Genomic DNA, 16,724 nt, shown 5'->3' on the forward strand with positions numbered 1-16,724 from the left:
TTGTGTTGAAAAAAACAATTTGCACAAAATTGGACTTTGATTAATTTTCCTGAAATTTTCTAATAGCAATGCTTTCGCTTACTGAACAAGAGGTAGATAGAATCTCTTCCCAACTCCTGAAAGGAATGGTGTGTTTTTTCCAAATCGATAAAAGGAAAATCCACCAAATGCCTGATGACGAGGATTATTTTAATTATGATTTGACACCGGATGAGGAGGATATTTTGGATGATATTGACGCCGATCCAGATAACTATGCAGAATTCACCAAAATGGAAATCTCGCAGGAACATCAAATCATGCAGGATTTTATAGATCGCCAAGTGAAGGAGCGTAACCTTGCGGAGGATCTAGTCAATGCCCTCACAAAACCCAAATCTTTGACTGCTTTCAAGTTTTTGATCGATGAGTCCAAATACAAAAACCAATGGCAAGAGTACCGAAAAGGGAAATATATGGATTGGGTTCGTGAGCAGGTAGATGGGTTCAACTATGCTGAGGACTAATTCTAAAGAAGCAGATTTCTTTCTTGTTAGGTCTTTTTTTGTCCTTGCCTTAGGCTTACTGATTCCAACCATTTCACTTGGCCAAAGCCTTTCCCAAAAGCTTTCTGATAATTCCTTATCTGTCGTTTCTCATCGTGGAGTAATTGATGGAGAGACTTTGGAGAATTCTCTTTTTGGGATCAAAAAAGCATATGAAAGCGGCGTTGACTTTTTTGAAATAGATGTCAGAAAAGGAGGGGATGGGGAACTTTATCTTTTACACGATGCAACTTTGGACCGGACAACGAATGGGAATGGTCCAATAGTCGGGAAAACCGCAGAAGAACTTCAACAAATAAGATTAACAGGCTCAGGTGAGCTACTTCCTAGATTTTCTCAATTGCTGGAATTTGCCCAAGAAAATCAAATCTATTTGATGCTAGATGTCAAAGAGCCCATTCTTGAGGAAGTGTTGGGTATGGTTCAGGATTATGACCTTTCCGATCGGTGTCTGGTTTTGACTTTTGCAAGAGACAGAGCAAGTGAAGCTCATCAGATTCCAGGTGAATTTTTGATTTCTGTTTTAGTAAACGGAGCCGAGGACCTTGCCTATTATCAAAAGCTTTTTACTGAGAGGGAATTTTTGGCTTATGTTTCTAAAGAAGCTCCGATTGAGTTGTATCAATTGGTTCGCGATCATTCTATTCCCATTGTGACCGATGTGATGGGAGCAATTGATGAGCAAGCACAAATTGATAAAGGAAAAACTTATCGCTCTTTTCAGGAAGTTCGTCAAGCCTCGGTAATAGTGAGCGATTTCCCCATATTGCTTCGAGATCAGCTTAGATATGGACTCAAATAGCCCATTCTTACTATTTTTTCTTTCTGCTTTTTGTTAGTATTTTAAGTGTAACTTTTTAAAAATCAGCATAAAATGTTCTTCGATCCAAACATCACAGTTAGAAATGACTTGCAGCCTGGGGATCTTGGGCAAGTCGCTGCATTACATGGCAGAATTTACTTTGAAGAGCATGGGTTTGGGATGGGCTTTGAGGCCTATGTGATGGAAAGTCTTTTGGAATTCTATAGACAGTATAACCCTAATCGGGATCGGGTATGGGTCGTAGAAAGAGAAGGTAAAATGATCGGCTTTTTACTACTGATGCATAGACAGGATATTCAAGCTCAGCTTCGATATTTTATTTTGGAGAAGCCCTATCGAGGAATGGGTTTAGGAAAAAAGCTGATGGAAGAATGGATGGATTTTTACCGGGAAAAAGGCTACAAAGGAGCTTTTTTATATACGACATCCGGATTGGATCCTGCGGTAAGCCTTTATGAGCGATTTGGATTTCGAAAGGTCAGCCAAATCAAATCCAGAAATTTTGGGGTTCCATTATTAGAAATGCTATATCGACTAGATTCAGAGAAGGACTAGTTATTCCTTTTTTTCGCCAAATAAAAAACCGGAACCAATTGGTGGCTCCGGTTTTCACTTTTAATAGGGTGTTGGTTCTTAGGATGCTGAACTCAACAATTCTTTTTGGATCACTTCTTCCAAGATATGCTTAGGCAAAGCTCCAGCTTGCATCATTGGTTGCTTATCCATTGGGATAAAGAGGATGCTTGGAATGCTTCGGATTTGGAAGACAGCTGCTAGTTCCTGTTCCACCTCAGTATCTACTTTGTAGATGACGATATCTGGATTTTCATTTGCCAATTCTTCTAGGATAGGGGCTACCATTTTGCATGGACCACACCAATCCGCATAGAAGTCTATGATGGCAGGCTTATCACCTTTGAATTTCCATTCTCTTTCGGTGGTATAATCAAATACTTCGTCTTTGAATTTCTGGGTTGTTAGTTTTACAGTAGGCATAACAGTTTCATTTTGTGGTGTAAAAGTAAGGATATGCATTGGAAACTGCTGTAACCCATGTTACATAATACCTTGGGGCCTTGTTGAACTATATACGAGCTGTTTATGGAGTCGCTTAGATTTTTGCTTTTTGGAGAGTTGAAAAAAGTTTAATTTGGGATGGAAGATTATATTCATACTCCATGAATAAAGAACAGAAGACCTATCCGAAAGGCTATTTTATTATTCTAGGAACGCTGTTGGGCTTGCCTTTTGGAATAGCTTTTTCCTTAGCTATTGGGAATTTTGCATTTGTAGGTACGGGAATGGCGATTGGACTTCCGATAGGGATTGCATTGGAAGAAAAGTATAAGAAGGAAGGTAGAATTAGAGAGGATCAACCTGGTCAAAGCCAAATGAGACAGAGGTTTTTACTTTTGTTTTTGGGAATTACTCTGGCTTTAGTGGTTATTACGATTTCTTACTTGAAGTACAAATAACTCGATTGCGAGGATTTATTTTGGGAGTTCGGGTACTTTCATCATTCTTTACCATGAGCCTTCGGAATAATTTTCTAATTTTGCCCCAATTTGGACTTAAGTAAAAATATCCTCTCAACTCACCTTTCAAATGCCTAAAGACAGTAGCATCAAGCACGTTCTCATTATCGGTTCAGGTCCCATCGTCATTGGTCAAGCTTGTGAATTTGATTATTCCGGTTCTCAAGCTGCTCGATCACTTCGGGAAGAAGGAATTACCGTCACCCTGATCAATTCCAACCCGGCGACAATCATGACAGATCCAGTTACCGCAGATAATGTTTACCTGCTGCCTCTGGAAAAGAAATCAATCAGAAAAATTTTAACTGACCACCCGGATATCGATGCTGTTCTGCCGACCATGGGTGGTCAAACTGCATTAAACCTAGCCATTGATTGTGAAAATGCTGGAATTTGGAAGCATCACAATGTACGGATGATCGGTGTAGATATTGATGCGATTGATACTGCCGAAAACCGCGAAAAATTCAAGGAATTGATGGAAAAGATCGGGGTAGGTGTTTGTAAAGGTGCAACAGCTACTTCCTTCCTTCAAGGCAAAGAAATCGCTCAGGAAATTGGATTTCCATTGATTATTCGAGCTTCCTATACATTAGGTGGAGCAGGAGGTGCTTTTGTAGAAACAAAAGAAGAATTTGAAAAAGCGCTTTCAGCTGGTTTGCAAGCTTCACCTGTTCATGAGGTATTGATCGAGCAAAGTATCCTTGGCTGGAAAGAGTATGAGTTGGAGGTGATGCGGGACAATATCGGGAACATGATTGTAATCTGTTCTATCGAAAACTTTGACCCGATGGGTGTACATACGGGAGACTCCATTACGGTGGCTCCAGCGATGACACTACCTGATACGGTATATCAGCGCATGCGAAATTATGCGATTACCATGATGAACTCCATCGGTAATTTTGCAGGAGGATGTAATGTGCAGTTTGCTGTAAGTCCAGACAATCAAGAAATTATTGGTATTGAAATTAATCCACGGGTTTCCCGTTCCTCGGCCTTGGCTTCCAAAGCTACTGGATACCCAATCGCCAAAGTGGCAGCTAAGCTAGCAATCGGCTACAATTTGGATGAACTTTCCAACTCTATTACTGGCACCACTTCAGCATTTTTTGAACCATCTATCGACTATGTCATCGTAAAAATCCCAAGATGGAACTTTGATAAGTTCAAGGGCTCTGACCGTCGATTGGGACTTTCTATGAAGGCCGTTGGGGAAGTGATGGGTATTGGAAGAAACTTCCAGGAGGCACTTCAGAAAGCTTGTCAATCTTTAGAAATAAAGAGAAATGGCTTGGGCGCTGATGGTAAAGAACTTCGGGATCAGGAGAAAATCCTTTACTCATTGGCGAATCCAAGCTGGAACCGTCTTTTCCATGTTTATGATGCCTTTAAGCTTGGGATTTCTTTCCGAACCATTCAAGATTTGACCAAAATCGATAAATGGTTCTTGAAGCAGATTGAGGAATTGATTCATTTGGAAGCAGAGATTGAGAAATATACAATTGAGAATATTCCTCACGAGGTCATGGACTTAGCAAAGAAGAAAGGCTACGCCGATCGTCAGATTGCTCACCTGTTGGGATGTTTGGAGAGCGAAGTCTTCAACAAGCGCTACATGGAAATGGGCATCAAGCGAGTATACAAACTTGTAGACACCTGTGCGGCGGAATTTGAAGCTCAGACGCCTTACTATTATTCCTCTTTCGGAGAAGAGAATGAGTCAATCCGAACAGACAAAAAGAAAGTAGTGGTATTAGGATCAGGTCCTAATCGAGTTGGTCAGGGGATCGAATTTGACTACTCCTGCGTGCATGGAGTCTTGGCTGCAAAAGAATGTGGCTATGAGACCATCATGATCAACTGTAACCCTGAGACTGTTTCCACAGATTTTGACGTAGCAGATAAATTATACTTCGAACCGGTATTCTGGGAGCATATTTATGAAATCATCCTTCATGAGAAACCGGAAGGTGTAATCGTACAGCTTGGTGGTCAGACAGCCTTGAAGTTGGCTGAGAAGCTTGATAAATACGGAATCAAAATCATCGGAACCAGCTTTGAAGCGTTGGACTTGGCGGAGGATAGAGGTTTGTTTTCCACCCTATTGAAGGAAAATAATGTACCTTATCCTGAGTTTGGTACGATTCATAATACTGACGAAGCATTGGAGCTTTGCAAAAAGATCGGCTTCCCACTTTTGGTGCGTCCAAGTTATGTCTTAGGTGGTCAAGGGATGAAAATTGTGATCAATGAGAAAGAACTTGAGGAGCATGTGGTCAATGTCTTGAAAGACATTCCAAACAACGAGATTCTTTTGGATCACTTCTTGGAAGGCGCAATTGAAGCGGAAGCTGATGCGATTTGTGATGGTGAAAATGTATACATCATCGGAATCATGCAGCATATCGAGCCTGCCGGTATCCACTCCGGAGATTCCTATGCGGTTCTTCCTCCATACAATTTGGGAGATTTAGTGATTCGACAAATTGAAACTTACACAGAGCGAATTGCTTTGGCTTTGAAAACCAAAGGCCTGATTAATATTCAGTTTGCAATCAAAAATGACAAGGTATATGTGATCGAAGCCAACCCAAGAGCTTCCCGAACCGTTCCATTTATTTGCAAAGCATATCAGGAGCCTTATGTGAATTACGCTACGAAGGTGATGCTTGGCGAGAAAAAAGTGACGGATTTTGAATTCAATCCGGTGAAGAAGGGTTATGCTATCAAGGAACCTGTTTTCTCATTCCATAAATTCCCGAATGTGAATAAGGAATTGGGTCCTGAAATGAAGTCCACCGGAGAGGCGATTTACTTTATCGATGATCTCATGGACGATTATTTCCTTAAAATCTACTCAGAGCGTAATCTTTATTTGAGTAGATAATTTCAAAAGAAAAATTCTACGTTTTGGTAAAGTTTCTAATAATAGTCTTGGGAGTAGGTTGGTTGCTCGGGCAGCTTATCAGGTACTTTTTGCGAAGTAAATTAGCGAAGTTTGCTGCTCAGGTGCAGGAAATGGAGCGAGAGCAGCGAAGAGCGCAACAAGCCCAATCTAGGTCAAAAGATGATGTAAATGTGGATTATATACCCAAAGATCATCAGAAAAAACGCCAAAAGGATATTGAAGGAGGCGAATATGTCGACTTTGAAGAAGTGAAGGAGTAATCCTTCACTTTTTTTATTCCACGATTCTTTTACACCGGAATACCTGATAACCCTTTAAGGTTTTGGTTCCAATTAGGTATTCTTCTCCACCGTCTTTAAGGCCTAATTTTTTTCTGAGTTCTTCAGCTCCCAAGGAATAATTTCTGGTGAGCACATTTGCCTTACCATTGGGGATTATTTTCTGAATGTCTTTTTTTCTTGGAGATACTTCTTCGATGATTTCAAAAACTTTTCCCGGGATATTTTGAGGTTGGTTTGAGGAGGTATAGAGGTGGCTGTTGCTTTCTAATTTTTTCAAGCTAAAGCGTTCTCCAAACAGTTTAAAAGCGCCTGCCTTTAAAATTCCGCTAATTGGTTCGATAAGATAATTCTCCGGTTCTCCAAAATCAGAAACTGCCTGCTCCTCTTCATCCTGATAAAATAGGAAGGGAGGATACCCTGATTCCAAATCATAAACCTCAATTTTTTTGGCTGCGATTTCGTCTGATTTAGACCAATGAAGCAGTAGTTCCTTCACTTCATTTTTTACCGAAACGACGGTTATTTTTTGAATTTCAGGAAAGGTTTTCCAGACCTGAGTAACATCCAACATGGGGGAGTATTTGAGTAGAATTTTAGAAGCTTTGGATGTTAGAAGTTTCCATGCTTCTACCAGATTTGGTTCACAATCCTCCAGCTTGTACAATTTCTGATTTCCTTTTCCCCGTCTTGCCGGATCGGCATAAATCAAATCAAATGATTCTTCGCTTTTCTCTAGGAATTCAAGTCCGTCACCCAAGTGGAAATCAAATTTTCTAGGAGCTAATTGCTCTAAATTATGTCGTGTTATCTCAAAAAGTTCATCCTGTTGCTCACAATAGACAGCTTTTTCAAAGCCTTTGCTGAGATAATAAGAATCTACCCCTAAACCTCCTGTGAGGTCAAGCATATTCTTTCCCGATAATTTTTGAGCTTTGAAATGAGCGGTAAGTTCCGAACTGCTTTGTTCGAGTGGAATAGTGCCCGGGAAAAAAATGGATGGATTGGCAGTCCATTCGGGTAATTTCCTTTTCAGGCTTTTTCTTGCAGCAATTTGTTGAACTGCAGCCTGAAGGTCAAAATTTACTTTGCCATGATATTTTAATCGAATTTGTACAGGATCATCTTGAAGATGGTCCTGCACAAATTGTTGGAATTCAGCGCTATGAAATTCGCTGAAATCCATTAAAACAAGCCTTCTGCAACCAAATATTCCGCGATCTGAACTGCATTGGTAGCAGCGCCTTTCCGAAGGTTATCCGCCACAATCCACATATTCAAAGTGTTTGGCTGGGACTCATCTCTTCGAAGACGTCCAACGAATACCTCGTCACGCTTATGCGCTGTGATTGGCATTGGGTATAATAAATTTGCCGGGTCATCCTGAACAACCACTCCAGGAGTTTCGGAAAGAAGCTTGCGAACTTCATCCATATCAAAGTCCTCTTTGAATTCCACATTGACAGATTCCGAATGTCCTCCTATGGTAGGGATTCGGACCGTAGTGGCGGTCACAGCAATGCTATCGTCACCAAAAATCTTTTTGGTTTCGTTGATCATTTTCATTTCCTCCTTGGTGTATCCATTAGGTTGGAATACATCGATATGAGGAAGGACATTCATGTCAATTTTGTATGGATAAACCATTTCAGGCTCTTCTCCAGCTCGCTCTGCCATCATTTGATCTACAGCGGCTTTTCCGGTACCCGTCACAGACTGATAGGTAGAGACTACAATTCGTTTGATTCCATATCGCTGACGCAAAGGCTCCAAGGCCAATACCATTTGAATGGTAGAACAATTCGGGTTGGCTATAATCTTGTCCCCGGCACTGAGTTCTTTGGCGTTGATTTCAGGAACTACCAATTTTTTGGTTGGGTCCATTCTCCATGCTGAAGAATTGTCAACAACAGTGGTTCCTACTGCTGCAAATTTCGGAGCCCATTCAAGGGAAGTTCCACCACCAGCTGAGAAAATTGCGATCTGAGGCTTTGCAGCTACGGCCTCTTCCAAGCCAATTACTGTAAAGGTTTTGCCTTTAAATTCTATTTGTTTTCCTACTGATCGCTCGGAAGCTACCAATAGCAATTCATCATAAGGGAAATTGTGCTCATCAAGCACTTCGAGAATTTCGGAGCCTACTAGTCCAGTAGCTCCAACAACAGCAAGTTTCATATCCTTGGTTTGATAGGTTTTATTTGGATTGCAAAAGTAAGAGTCTTCGCTCATTTTCAGGGGAATACTTTAAAAAATCCTTCTTTTTCATTTAAAAATTCTTTTATATTTTTAGTCAATACTTTTTTTAGGGTTTATGAAGTTTTTCAATTTAATAGCTTATCTGGTCTGTTTTTCATTTGCTGGAAACGCTTGGTCTCAAACAATCAAACAGGACTTTGAGTCTGCCTTTGAAATCCAATCTTTTCCTGAAGCTTTTTTAAGCGGGTGGTATGGGAATGATGTTCGCTCCACTTCTTCCCGGATTTTTCAAGCAAATGGTGCGGGTATCAACAGCTCCAAAGCATTAGCTGTCCAACCAATTTCAAGCTTTGTTGGGGAGCTAACCATTCGGTTGAATCTTGCGGAATATTCCGAGCCAAGTATTCGTTTTTGGGCTAGATCTGTCCGAAATGGATCTGGAAATAGACCGGCAGTAGTTTCTTACAGCTTTTCTAATCAGTTAGAAGGTGAGTTTTCAGGGGATGTTCTTCTGGCCTCTGAGAATGAGTTTGCAAATGAGGATCAGGATTTTCGCTTATTTCAAATAAAACTTCCAGATGAATTTTTGTCTGAAGAGGAGGTGTACTTGAAGATTTGGGTTCGCTATGGCCCGGGTTCCGGTTCCTGTGCACGTTGGTTTATGGATGATTTTGAATTTGGGGATTGGGAAGAGGATCGTCAACCGCCGGAATTCGTATCGGTTAGAGGCTATAGTAAGGATCAACTAGAACTTCGTTTTTCAGAAGCCCTTGATCCTGTCTTTTCCCAAATACAACTTAATTATGATTTGGAAGGGATTGAGCCCTCAGAGGCTTCCTTGAAGCAAGATTCTGTTGTGATTTTGAGTTTCTCTCAAGAACTAGAAGAGGGGAGAAATTATCAAATAGCTATCCGTCAAATCTCTGATTTGGTAGGCAATTTTCTTGAGGATACAACCATCAATTTTGTTTTTCAAGACCCTACGGATATAGCATACAAGGACTTAGTCATAAATGAATTAATGCCGGCGCCTCGTGATGGAAATGATCTTCCCAACGTGGAATATTTGGAGCTCTATCATCAGGGAGAAAAGGACTTTAGATTAGGCGGATTAGTATTGGCGAATTCTCGCACTCAGACAGAATTGCATGACTATTGGCTAAGTGCTGGAGAGTATTTGATTTTGGCTCCGGCGAGTAGTGCAGATCTTTTTCAGGAATATGGGAATTTTTTGGCTGTAGAGAATTGGCCGACTTTATTGAACTCAGGTGATGAACTAAGCCTAATTGATTTAGAGGGTGAGTTGATTGATCAGATTACGTATACCACAGCAACTTGGGGAGGAAGTGAGTTTAGTGGTGGAGGATTTAGCTTAGAGGTTGTGAATCCCATTCTGCTTTGCGATCAAGCCGCATATTTAAAGCCTTCAATTGACCCGAGAAGAGGAACACCTGGAATGGAAAACTCAGTTTTGGATTTAAGTCCTGACGAGGAATCTCCTCAGATCATTGATTATTATTTTCAGACTGATCGTCAATTGACAATTCAGTTTTCTGAGACCATTCAACCGAAATTAGAAGAGAGTTTTGTTTCATTCAATCCTTCACTCTTGTTGGATACGATTTGGGTTGAAGATAATTTACTAATTATCGAATTGGAAGATGAATTTCCTGAAAATCAAGTCTTTGAGCTTCAATTAACATCTATCTCAGATTGTAGTGGAAACCAGATTTCTTCTCAGGTTTTGGAGGTTATTCGCCCGAAAATTGCAGAAAAGGGAGAGGTATTCTTAAATGAACTTTTGTTTAATCCCAAAAGTGGCAGTCCAAAATTTGTAGAGCTTGTTAATGCTACGGATCTATATCTAGACGTAGGTTCCTGGTCCATAGCTAATTTGGATGATCAGGGAGAGGTAAATCAAATCCGAAAACTCTCGGATGGTTCTTTAGTCATGCCGCCTCGCTCTTTTTTGGCCATTACCACTGATCAAGCCCGATTGAAATTAGATTATCCAAAGTCCTCCAACGGGCTATTTTATCAAATAAGTTCTCTGCCAAGCTATCCAATTTCTGGTGGGACTGTGTTGTTATTAGACGCTGATGGAAATCAAGTTGAGCAATTTGCTTACAGTGAAGACTTGCATCATCCATTGTTGAGAAACCCTAAAGGAGTTTCGCTTGAACGAGTTTCGGTTGCCTCTCCTGCTGATTTTTCAGGGAATTGGCATTCTGCATCTGGAACTGAGGAATACGCCACTCCGGGAAGGGAAAATTCACTACAAATCCCAGATGAATTTAGCAGTGAATTAATTCAAATCGACCCGGAAATATTCGATCCTGAAGGAAGTAATGGAAATACCTTTACAACAATCCGATATCAAGTCAATCAAGCTGGATGGGTTGGGACATTTAGAATTTATGATATCGCCGGACGATTACTCCAAGTACTCGCTCAAAATGAAATCTTAGGTAGGGAAGGCTTATATACTTGGACTGGAGTAGATTCACAGGGAAGGAGATTACGTCCAGGCTATTATGTTCTGTTAGTGGAGCTTTTTGATTTGGATGGAAGAGTTCAGACGATCAAAAAAACCATTGTCATTGCTGAAAGAATCTAAAATTTTTCTCCTTTTTCAAAACATGAGATACTAAAAATCAGTATCTTAGAGTAATTAACACCCAAAAAACCATGGAACCTGGAATAATCAATAGAGCCCTCAAACAATTAAGCGTTGAAGAATCCAAGGACCTTGCAGAGGTAGCTCAGTATTTAAAAATGAGATACCGAATTGATATAGATGAGGTAGTTTTGAAAAAGCGCCTCGAAAAACTTCTAAATCAAGAGAAAGCAGTAGCCTGATTTTTCAAAAGCACCTATTGGAAAAAGCCGCATAGTTTTAAGCTATGCGGCTTTTTTTGTGGGCAATCCGAAAAGGAGAATCTACACACCCTTAGTTTTCATCCTTGTAAATGAAGGTTTTCGCTTCTTCTCCTGCTTTTCGATAGCCTCTGTACATGCCTTCCGAATTAAAGGGCATTGCTATGTTGCCAAAACGATCGATGGAAATAATTCCTCCCGAACCACCCATTTCTACTAATTGATTCATCACCACTTCATCAGCTGCTTCTGTTAGGTTTTTATTTCCATAGCGAATCAAAGAGGCAATTTCATGTCCTACTACATTTCGGATGAAATATTCGCCATGGCCAGTTGCCGAAACTGCACAAGTTTCATTATCTGCATAGGTTCCCGCTCCGATAATCGGTACATCGCCTACTCTTCCATAGCGCTTATTCGTCATCCCTCCAGTGGAGGTTGCAGCGGCGATATTTCCATTTTTATCAAGAGCTACTGCTCCAACAGTTCCAAATTTTCTATCCTTAAAAAGCGGGTCCTGTAATTCCATTTCTAATAAGGAGCTATGATCAAGTTGGGTTTTTTCAGTTTCCCGGATTTTTTCTAATTGTTCGAATCGGAAATCGGTGTAGAAATAATCGGGCGATACCAATTTCAGATTTTGTTCTGATGCAAATTGTTCGGCACCTGCTCCAGTCATAAATACGTGAGGTGAATTTTCCATGACTGCCCTCGCTGCAGTGATAGGGTTTTTAACGGTAGTTAAACCCGCAACCGCACCGGCATTTCTGTCGATTCCATTCATGATGGCAGCATCCAACTCATTCTTTCCTTCATTAGTGAAAACAGCTCCCTTCCCGGCATTAAATAATGGGCTGTCTTCCATCACTTTTACGGCAGAGATTACTGCATCTATTGCTGTTCCTCCGGATTCTAAAACAGCATATCCGGCATCCAGGGCTTCCTTTAGCTTGGCTCGGTAAGCTGCATCCTGCTCAGGAGTCATATTTTCTTTTCGAATTGTTCCGGCTCCACCGTGAATTGCCAATGCGAAATCAACCTTTTCAGTTGCTTGATTCTCAACTTGCTGATTTTCAGTATTCTGGCTACATGACCAAAAGAATAGACAAAAGATACTGGTGAAAATAAAGCTTGTTTTCATGGTTTTATTTGGTGTTTTCTGATTCGAAATAGCTGAAAATATGGCGTTTCTGCCATTTTTACAGGGATTTTTTTGCATTCAAATCGAAATTAAATTTTTGTATTTCCCAAGGTGCATGTATTTTAGGGAACTTTAAAAAATCCAGTACGTCACAGTATTATCATCTAATCCGATTACTATGAGCCAAGAAGAAAAAACTACCTACTCTCAAGATGAGTTGAAGGAATTTGAGGAGATTATTTTGAACAAACTTGCAGTAGCCCGAGAAGAGCTCAATATGTTGAAGGAAACCCTCAGCAAGAAGAATGACAGTGGAACAGATAATACTGCAGCCACATCTAAGTTACTGGAAGACGGTGCGGACACCTTGGAGCGAGAAAGTCTAAGCCAGTTGGCAGCTCGTCAGCAAAAGTTTATCATCAACCTAGAGAATGCGCTGGTCCGAATCAAAAATGGAACTTATGGTGTTTGTGTAGATACTGGGAAGTTGATTTCAAAAGAGCGCCTTCGAGCAGTGCCTCATACCATGCATTCCATCGAAGCTAAGTTGGCTAAGAAATAAGCTTGGACTTTTTGCCCAAACATATTGAAGCATTGATTTTCTGTAGCCCCAGTCCTTTGGGGCTTGCAGAAATTCAAAAGTGCCTCTCGGAGATGTTTGAGTCGGAAGTTCCCAAACAACACATTGAGGAGGCTATCGAGCAGTTGGTTGAAAAATACCAACATGAGGATTTTTCATTCAGTCTGGAAAAAATTGCAGGAGGCTATCAATTTTTAACAAAACCAGCCTATCAGACCAGTATTGCCATTCTCCTCAAGCATCAAAGCCAAAAGCGACTTTCTACTGCCCAGCTTGAAACTCTTTCGATTATAGCTTACAAACAGCCTGTCACAAAAGGGGAAATCGAGCAAATCCGTGGAGTGAATTCCGATTATTCTGTACAGAAACTTTTGGAAAAAGAATTGATTGAAATCAAGGGTAAATCCGATCAAATAGGCAGACCATTAATATATGGGACTTCTGAAAAGTTTATGGAATATTTTGGCATCAACTCCATTCAGGATTTACCTCAGCCAAAGGATTTTACCCAGCCTGATAATCAGATTGGAGAGGAGAGGGAGTAGTATTTCAGGGGCAGTTTTTTAGATAGCAGTTGGCAGCGGTTTTTTTACCTAGCTTTCCCAAACTTAATTTTCCAATTTTACCTGAGCCATTTGAGAAATGAGGTAGCGTTTACCGGTGCTGATTTCCTCACATAAGACCCGAGTTCTTCGGGTTTCTTTTTTACGGAATTTTCTCCCATTTAATTCAAAGACTTTTTCAGGCTGAATGTCTGCCAAAAAAACTCCTGTTTTTTCTGGAATTTGAAGGTTGTACTTATTCAGTTCTTTGGTCAAAAATAAATCCCCTACTGAAGTGGCCTTGGGGTTTCGCATGTGCCTAGATAGGGGAATAAGGATATCCATCGGAAAGACTTCTTTTCTCAATAGCGGATGCATTAATTCTTGAAAGGTTCGTTTCCATTCATTTCCGTGCGGAGCGATTGTTAGACCATGCCGAACAAATGCATGTAAATGGGCAACTTCATGTATGAAGGTGATCAAAAACTGAAAGGGGTTTAGATCTCCGTTAATGGTAATGCTTTGTAATGGACGATCCTTTCTCCATCGAAAATCTCCGAATTTGCTTTTGCGGGAACGTGTGACTGAAAAATTGAAAGGATTCTTTTTCCAGAGCTCCAAGCAGTAGTTAATACTTTCTTGCGGGAGATGTTGCTGGAGAATTTGATGAAGTTTTTGAGCGGAATCCATTCCCCTAAAATAAAAAAAGAGCTCCAGAAATTCCGGAGCTCTTTAATCTTGTTTGGAAGAAATTACTTTACTTCTTCAGTAGCAGTTTCAACAGTTTCTTCAACTGTCTCTTCAACCTGCTCCATAGTCTCTTCAGTAGCTTCAACAGTCTCTTCAGTAGTTTCCTCAACAGTTTCTACTACTTCAGTTTCAACAGTTTCTTCTTTAACTTCTTTGTTGCCGCAAGATGCAGTAGCCATCAAGCCAGCGATTGCGAAAATTGCAAATACCTTTTTCATTTTTTGTGTTTTTCTTAATTCGGCGCAAAGGTATCAGAACTTTTCGCAATAATGCAATAGTCCGCTTAAATAAATTTTATTTGTTTTTATAGACGATTTTTACCGGTACTCCTTCAAAATCAAAGTTCTCCCGAAGCCTGTTTTCAAGGAATCTAGTGTAAGGGTTTTTGATGTATTGGGGAAGATTGCAAAAGAACGCAAAAACCGGGTTTTTGGTCGGTAATTGAGTCACGTATTTGATCTTGATGTACTTTCCTTTCCAAGCAGGAGGAGGATAGTTTTCAATTTCCGGCAACATGACATCATTCAATTTTGATGTTGGAATTCGACGGTTTTTATTTTCATAAACTTTCACCGCCAATTCAATTGCCTGGAAGATTCGTTGTTTTTCTGTTACGGAAGTAAAAATGATTGGGATCCACTTATGTTCTCCCAACTTTTCCAGCATCTGATCCTTGAATTTATTCATGGTCTTGTGGTCCTTTTCAATCAAGTCCCACTTATTCACCATGATCATAACGCCTTTATTGTTTTTGATTGCTAAGCCGATCAAATTGATGTCCTGAGATTCCAAACCTCTGGAGGCATCAACCATGATGATGACTACATCAGACTCTTCCAATGTTCGAAGAGAGCGCATTACCGAATAAAACTCGATGTCTTCTTTGACCTTGGCTTTCTTTCGAATGCCAGCTGTATCTGTGATGATAAAATCCTGTCCAAAAAGTTTATAACGCGTGTGGATTGCATCTCGGGTAGTTCCGGCCTCATCTGTTACGATGGATCGCTCTCTTCCTAAAAGCGCATTTAGGAAAGAGGATTTTCCAACATTGGGTCTTCCGAGGATGGAGATTTTAGGGATGCCTGCATCCGGGTCCTCTTCTCCTGATTCTTCAAAATGGGTAACAACCTGATCCAATAATTCGCCTGTACCGCTTCCACTCGTAGCAGCAATAGGATAAATTTCAAAATCGCTAATTCCCAAAGCATAAAATTCGCTTGCCATCAAAGCTTTGTCAGCACTGTCAGCCTTGTTGGCCACGATGTAAATAGGCTTTTGGGTTGATCGAAGCTCATTGGCAAATTCCTTGTCCAAATCCGTCAATCCATCGTGGCAATCGGTGACAAATAAAATGACATCAGCTTCTTCCACTGCCAGTTTCACTTGCTTTCGGATTTCGGCTTCGAATACATCATCAGAACCGGTCACATATCCCCCTGTATCGATCACAGAGAAAAATTTACCATTCCACTGTGCGTGTCCATAGTGACGATCACGGGTAACGCCACTCAAGTTATCCTCGATGGCTTTCCGTTCTTCAACCAGCCGGTTGAAAAGAGTGGATTTTCCTACGTTAGGTCTTCCTACAATTGCTACAATATTTGCCATATCAAGAGGGGTCGTATCCGAATTTTCTAAGTTTGTTTTTGTTTTTACGCCAGTCCGGTTCCACCTTCACGAAGGTTTCCAGATGGACTTTTTTGCCGAAAAAGGTTTCCAAATCCTGTCGGGCTTCTATCCCGACTTTCTTGAGCATTTTTCCTTTTTCGCCGATAATGATGCCTTTTTGACTGTTTCTCTCTACGAAAATATTGGCTCGCATGCGAATGATGTCAGGGCTTTCATGGAAATCCTCAATGACCACTTCGGTGCTGTAAGGAATTTCTTTTTTATAGTTTTTGAAGATCTTCTCCCGGATAATCTCGGACGCAAAGAACCGTTCAGGTCGGTCTGTAAGTTCCTCCTTATCGTAAAAAGGGGGATGCTCAGGGAGTCGATCCAAAATCTCCTGAAGGATGCGTTCCGTATTGAAATTCTCCAAAGCGGAAATTGGAATCACTGCATCAGCTTTCAGTCGTGAAGTCCAATAATCAGTAACCTTGTCCAAATGCCCTTCTTTCGCCAAATCGATTTTGTTGATCACCAGCAGAACCGGTACCCCGGAATTATTGATCCGCTCGATGATCGCTTCGATTTCAGCATCTGTTTCAAATAAGTCCGTCACAAAAAGGATGATATCTGCATCTTCCAAAGAAAGATTCACAAAAGACATCATGCTTTTATGTAGTTCATACTGAGGCTTGAGCATCCCCGGCGTATCAGAGAAGACAATCTGATAATTGTCTGCATTTGTCAAACCTAGAATCCGATGACGGGTGGTTTGGGACTTAGGAGAAATGATAGATATAGGTTCTCCCACCAAAATATTCATCAGAGTGGACTTGCCCACGTTGGGTTTCCCAATGATGTTCACAAATCCAGCCTGATGAGATTTTGGAGTCATTTTTCTTAAATTTTTGACAAAGGTACTTGATTTTTGAGAGTTT

At 40.7% G+C, this 16,724-nt stretch carries 18 protein-coding genes; 10 read left to right on the plus strand and 8 right to left on the minus strand.

Annotated features, from left to right (window positions below; all coding sequences use genetic code 11):
- Positions 1–68 precede the first annotated feature (68 nt).
- The 3 genes from NY014_RS13460 (at position 69) to NY014_RS13470 (ending at position 1,923) form a co-directional block, all read left to right on the plus strand.
- Positions 69–506 carry a UPF0158 family protein gene (locus NY014_RS13460; RefSeq protein WP_259415104.1) on the plus strand — a complete coding sequence of 146 codons (438 nt, stop codon included), beginning with the start codon at positions 69–71 and terminating at the stop codon, positions 504–506.
- On the plus strand, positions 493–1,347 hold the full coding sequence (locus NY014_RS13465) for a glycerophosphodiester phosphodiesterase family protein (RefSeq protein WP_259415105.1): 855 nt from the start codon (positions 493–495) through the stop codon (positions 1,345–1,347). The genes NY014_RS13460 and NY014_RS13465 overlap by 14 nt, the downstream gene beginning before the upstream one ends.
- A 72-nt stretch (positions 1,348–1,419) precedes the next feature.
- Complete coding sequence (locus NY014_RS13470) at positions 1,420–1,923, plus strand: GNAT family N-acetyltransferase (RefSeq protein ID WP_259415106.1); 504 nt, start codon at positions 1,420–1,422, stop codon at positions 1,921–1,923.
- 78 nt (positions 1,924–2,001) lie between these two features.
- Here the strand turns inward: NY014_RS13470 and trxA are convergent, their stop codons facing one another.
- The gene (trxA, locus tag NY014_RS13475) at positions 2,002–2,364 is read right to left on the minus strand and encodes a thioredoxin (protein ID WP_259415107.1); all 363 of its coding nucleotides are present in this window, start codon (positions 2,362–2,364) and stop codon (positions 2,002–2,004) included.
- A gap of 182 nt (positions 2,365–2,546) precedes the next feature.
- On the opposite strand from trxA, the gene NY014_RS13480 reads away from it, so the two are divergent.
- The 3 genes from NY014_RS13480 (at position 2,547) to NY014_RS13490 (ending at position 6,074) form a co-directional block, all read left to right on the plus strand.
- On the plus strand, positions 2,547–2,843 hold the full coding sequence (locus tag NY014_RS13480; protein ID WP_259415108.1) for a hypothetical protein: 297 nt from the start codon (positions 2,547–2,549) through the stop codon (positions 2,841–2,843).
- 130 nt (positions 2,844–2,973) lie between these two features.
- Positions 2,974–5,793, plus strand: coding sequence for a carbamoyl-phosphate synthase large subunit (carB, locus tag NY014_RS13485; protein ID WP_259415109.1), 2,820 nt, complete (start codon positions 2,974–2,976; stop codon positions 5,791–5,793).
- Positions 5,794–5,816: 23 nt separating this feature from the next.
- A complete protein-coding gene (locus NY014_RS13490) occupies positions 5,817–6,074 on the plus strand; it encodes a DUF4834 family protein (protein WP_135075757.1) in 258 nt (85 codons plus the stop codon).
- A 13-nt stretch (positions 6,075–6,087) separates the two neighbouring features.
- Here NY014_RS13490 and NY014_RS13495 read toward each other — a convergent pair whose 3' ends face one another.
- Both NY014_RS13495 and NY014_RS13500 read right to left on the minus strand, forming a co-directional pair.
- The gene (locus NY014_RS13495) at positions 6,088–7,278 is read right to left on the minus strand and encodes a THUMP-like domain-containing protein (protein ID WP_259415110.1); all 1,191 of its coding nucleotides are present in this window, start codon (positions 7,276–7,278) and stop codon (positions 6,088–6,090) included.
- On the minus strand, positions 7,278–8,267 hold the full coding sequence (locus NY014_RS13500; protein WP_259415111.1) for an aspartate-semialdehyde dehydrogenase: 990 nt from the start codon (positions 8,265–8,267) through the stop codon (positions 7,278–7,280). The genes NY014_RS13495 and NY014_RS13500 overlap by 1 nt, the downstream gene beginning before the upstream one ends.
- A gap of 136 nt (positions 8,268–8,403) precedes the next feature.
- Here NY014_RS13500 and NY014_RS13505 point away from each other — a divergent pair, with 136 nt between their 5' ends.
- Positions 8,404–10,905, plus strand: a complete 2,502-nt coding sequence (locus NY014_RS13505; protein ID WP_259415112.1) for a lamin tail domain-containing protein — start codon at positions 8,404–8,406, stop codon at positions 10,903–10,905.
- Positions 10,906–10,976: 71 nt separating this feature from the next.
- Positions 10,977–11,147: a hypothetical protein gene (locus NY014_RS13510; RefSeq protein WP_259415113.1), complete on the plus strand. Its 171-nt coding sequence runs from the start codon at positions 10,977–10,979 to the stop codon at positions 11,145–11,147.
- 91 nt (positions 11,148–11,238) lie between these two features.
- Here the strand turns inward: NY014_RS13510 and NY014_RS13515 are convergent, their stop codons facing one another.
- Positions 11,239–12,306 (minus strand): isoaspartyl peptidase/L-asparaginase family protein, encoded by a 1,068-nt coding sequence (locus NY014_RS13515; RefSeq protein ID WP_259415114.1) that lies wholly within the window; start codon positions 12,304–12,306, stop codon positions 11,239–11,241.
- Positions 12,307–12,484: 178 nt separating this feature from the next.
- Here NY014_RS13515 and NY014_RS13520 point away from each other — a divergent pair, with 178 nt between their 5' ends.
- A complete protein-coding gene (locus NY014_RS13520; RefSeq protein WP_259415115.1) occupies positions 12,485–12,868 on the plus strand; it encodes a TraR/DksA family transcriptional regulator in 384 nt (127 codons plus the stop codon).
- A 2-nt stretch (positions 12,869–12,870) separates the two neighbouring features.
- Positions 12,871–13,431: an SMC-Scp complex subunit ScpB gene (gene scpB, locus NY014_RS13525; protein ID WP_259415116.1), complete on the plus strand. Its 561-nt coding sequence runs from the start codon at positions 12,871–12,873 to the stop codon at positions 13,429–13,431.
- A 63-nt stretch (positions 13,432–13,494) separates the two neighbouring features.
- On the opposite strand, the gene NY014_RS13530 is transcribed toward scpB, so the two are convergent.
- The 4 genes from NY014_RS13530 to era form a co-directional block, all read right to left on the minus strand.
- On the minus strand, positions 13,495–14,118 hold the full coding sequence (locus NY014_RS13530) for a SprT-like domain-containing protein (RefSeq protein WP_259415117.1): 624 nt from the start codon (positions 14,116–14,118) through the stop codon (positions 13,495–13,497).
- Positions 14,119–14,180: 62 nt separating this feature from the next.
- Positions 14,181–14,396: a hypothetical protein gene (locus tag NY014_RS13535; protein ID WP_135075736.1), complete on the minus strand. Its 216-nt coding sequence runs from the start codon at positions 14,394–14,396 to the stop codon at positions 14,181–14,183.
- A 76-nt stretch (positions 14,397–14,472) separates the two neighbouring features.
- Positions 14,473–15,786, minus strand: coding sequence for a ribosome biogenesis GTPase Der (gene der, locus NY014_RS13540; protein ID WP_259415118.1), 1,314 nt, complete (start codon positions 15,784–15,786; stop codon positions 14,473–14,475).
- A 1-nt stretch (position 15,787) separates the two neighbouring features.
- Entirely contained in the window at positions 15,788–16,681 is an 894-nt protein-coding gene (gene era, locus NY014_RS13545; protein WP_259415119.1) for a GTPase Era, read from the minus strand.
- Positions 16,682–16,724 lie beyond the last annotated feature (43 nt).

The sequence above is a fragment of the Algoriphagus limi genome, from assembly GCF_024919275.1.
GTDB lineage: Bacteria > Bacteroidota > Bacteroidia > Cytophagales > Cyclobacteriaceae > Algoriphagus > Algoriphagus limi.

Excerpts from the sequence above, each read along its gene's own strand:
- NY014_RS13495 (WP_259415110.1), bottom strand. The coding sequence starts at position 7,278 with ATGGATTTCAGCGAATTTCATAGCGCTGAATTCCAACAATTTGTGCAG.
- NY014_RS13470 (WP_259415106.1), top strand. The coding sequence starts at position 1,420 with ATGTTCTTCGATCCAAACATCACAGTTAGAAATGACTTGCAGCCTGGG.
- trxA (WP_259415107.1), bottom strand. The coding sequence starts at position 2,364 with ATGCCTACTGTAAAACTAACAACCCAGAAATTCAAAGACGAAGTATTT.
- NY014_RS13535 (WP_135075736.1), bottom strand. The coding sequence starts at position 14,396 with ATGAAAAAGGTATTTGCAATTTTCGCAATCGCTGGCTTGATGGCTACT.
- NY014_RS13530 (WP_259415117.1), bottom strand. The coding sequence starts at position 14,118 with ATGGATTCCGCTCAAAAACTTCATCAAATTCTCCAGCAACATCTCCCG.
- carB (WP_259415109.1), top strand. The coding sequence starts at position 2,974 with ATGCCTAAAGACAGTAGCATCAAGCACGTTCTCATTATCGGTTCAGGT.
- NY014_RS13520 (WP_259415115.1), top strand. The coding sequence starts at position 12,485 with ATGAGCCAAGAAGAAAAAACTACCTACTCTCAAGATGAGTTGAAGGAA.
- NY014_RS13480 (WP_259415108.1), top strand. The coding sequence starts at position 2,547 with ATGAATAAAGAACAGAAGACCTATCCGAAAGGCTATTTTATTATTCTA.
- era (WP_259415119.1), bottom strand. The coding sequence starts at position 16,681 with ATGACTCCAAAATCTCATCAGGCTGGATTTGTGAACATCATTGGGAAA.
- NY014_RS13505 (WP_259415112.1), top strand. The coding sequence starts at position 8,404 with ATGAAGTTTTTCAATTTAATAGCTTATCTGGTCTGTTTTTCATTTGCT.
- NY014_RS13465 (WP_259415105.1), top strand. The coding sequence starts at position 493 with ATGCTGAGGACTAATTCTAAAGAAGCAGATTTCTTTCTTGTTAGGTCT.
- NY014_RS13510 (WP_259415113.1), top strand. The coding sequence starts at position 10,977 with ATGGAACCTGGAATAATCAATAGAGCCCTCAAACAATTAAGCGTTGAA.
- NY014_RS13460 (WP_259415104.1), top strand. The coding sequence starts at position 69 with ATGCTTTCGCTTACTGAACAAGAGGTAGATAGAATCTCTTCCCAACTC.
- der (WP_259415118.1), bottom strand. The coding sequence starts at position 15,786 with ATGGCAAATATTGTAGCAATTGTAGGAAGACCTAACGTAGGAAAATCC.
- NY014_RS13500 (WP_259415111.1), bottom strand. The coding sequence starts at position 8,267 with ATGAAACTTGCTGTTGTTGGAGCTACTGGACTAGTAGGCTCCGAAATT.
- NY014_RS13515 (WP_259415114.1), bottom strand. The coding sequence starts at position 12,306 with ATGAAAACAAGCTTTATTTTCACCAGTATCTTTTGTCTATTCTTTTGG.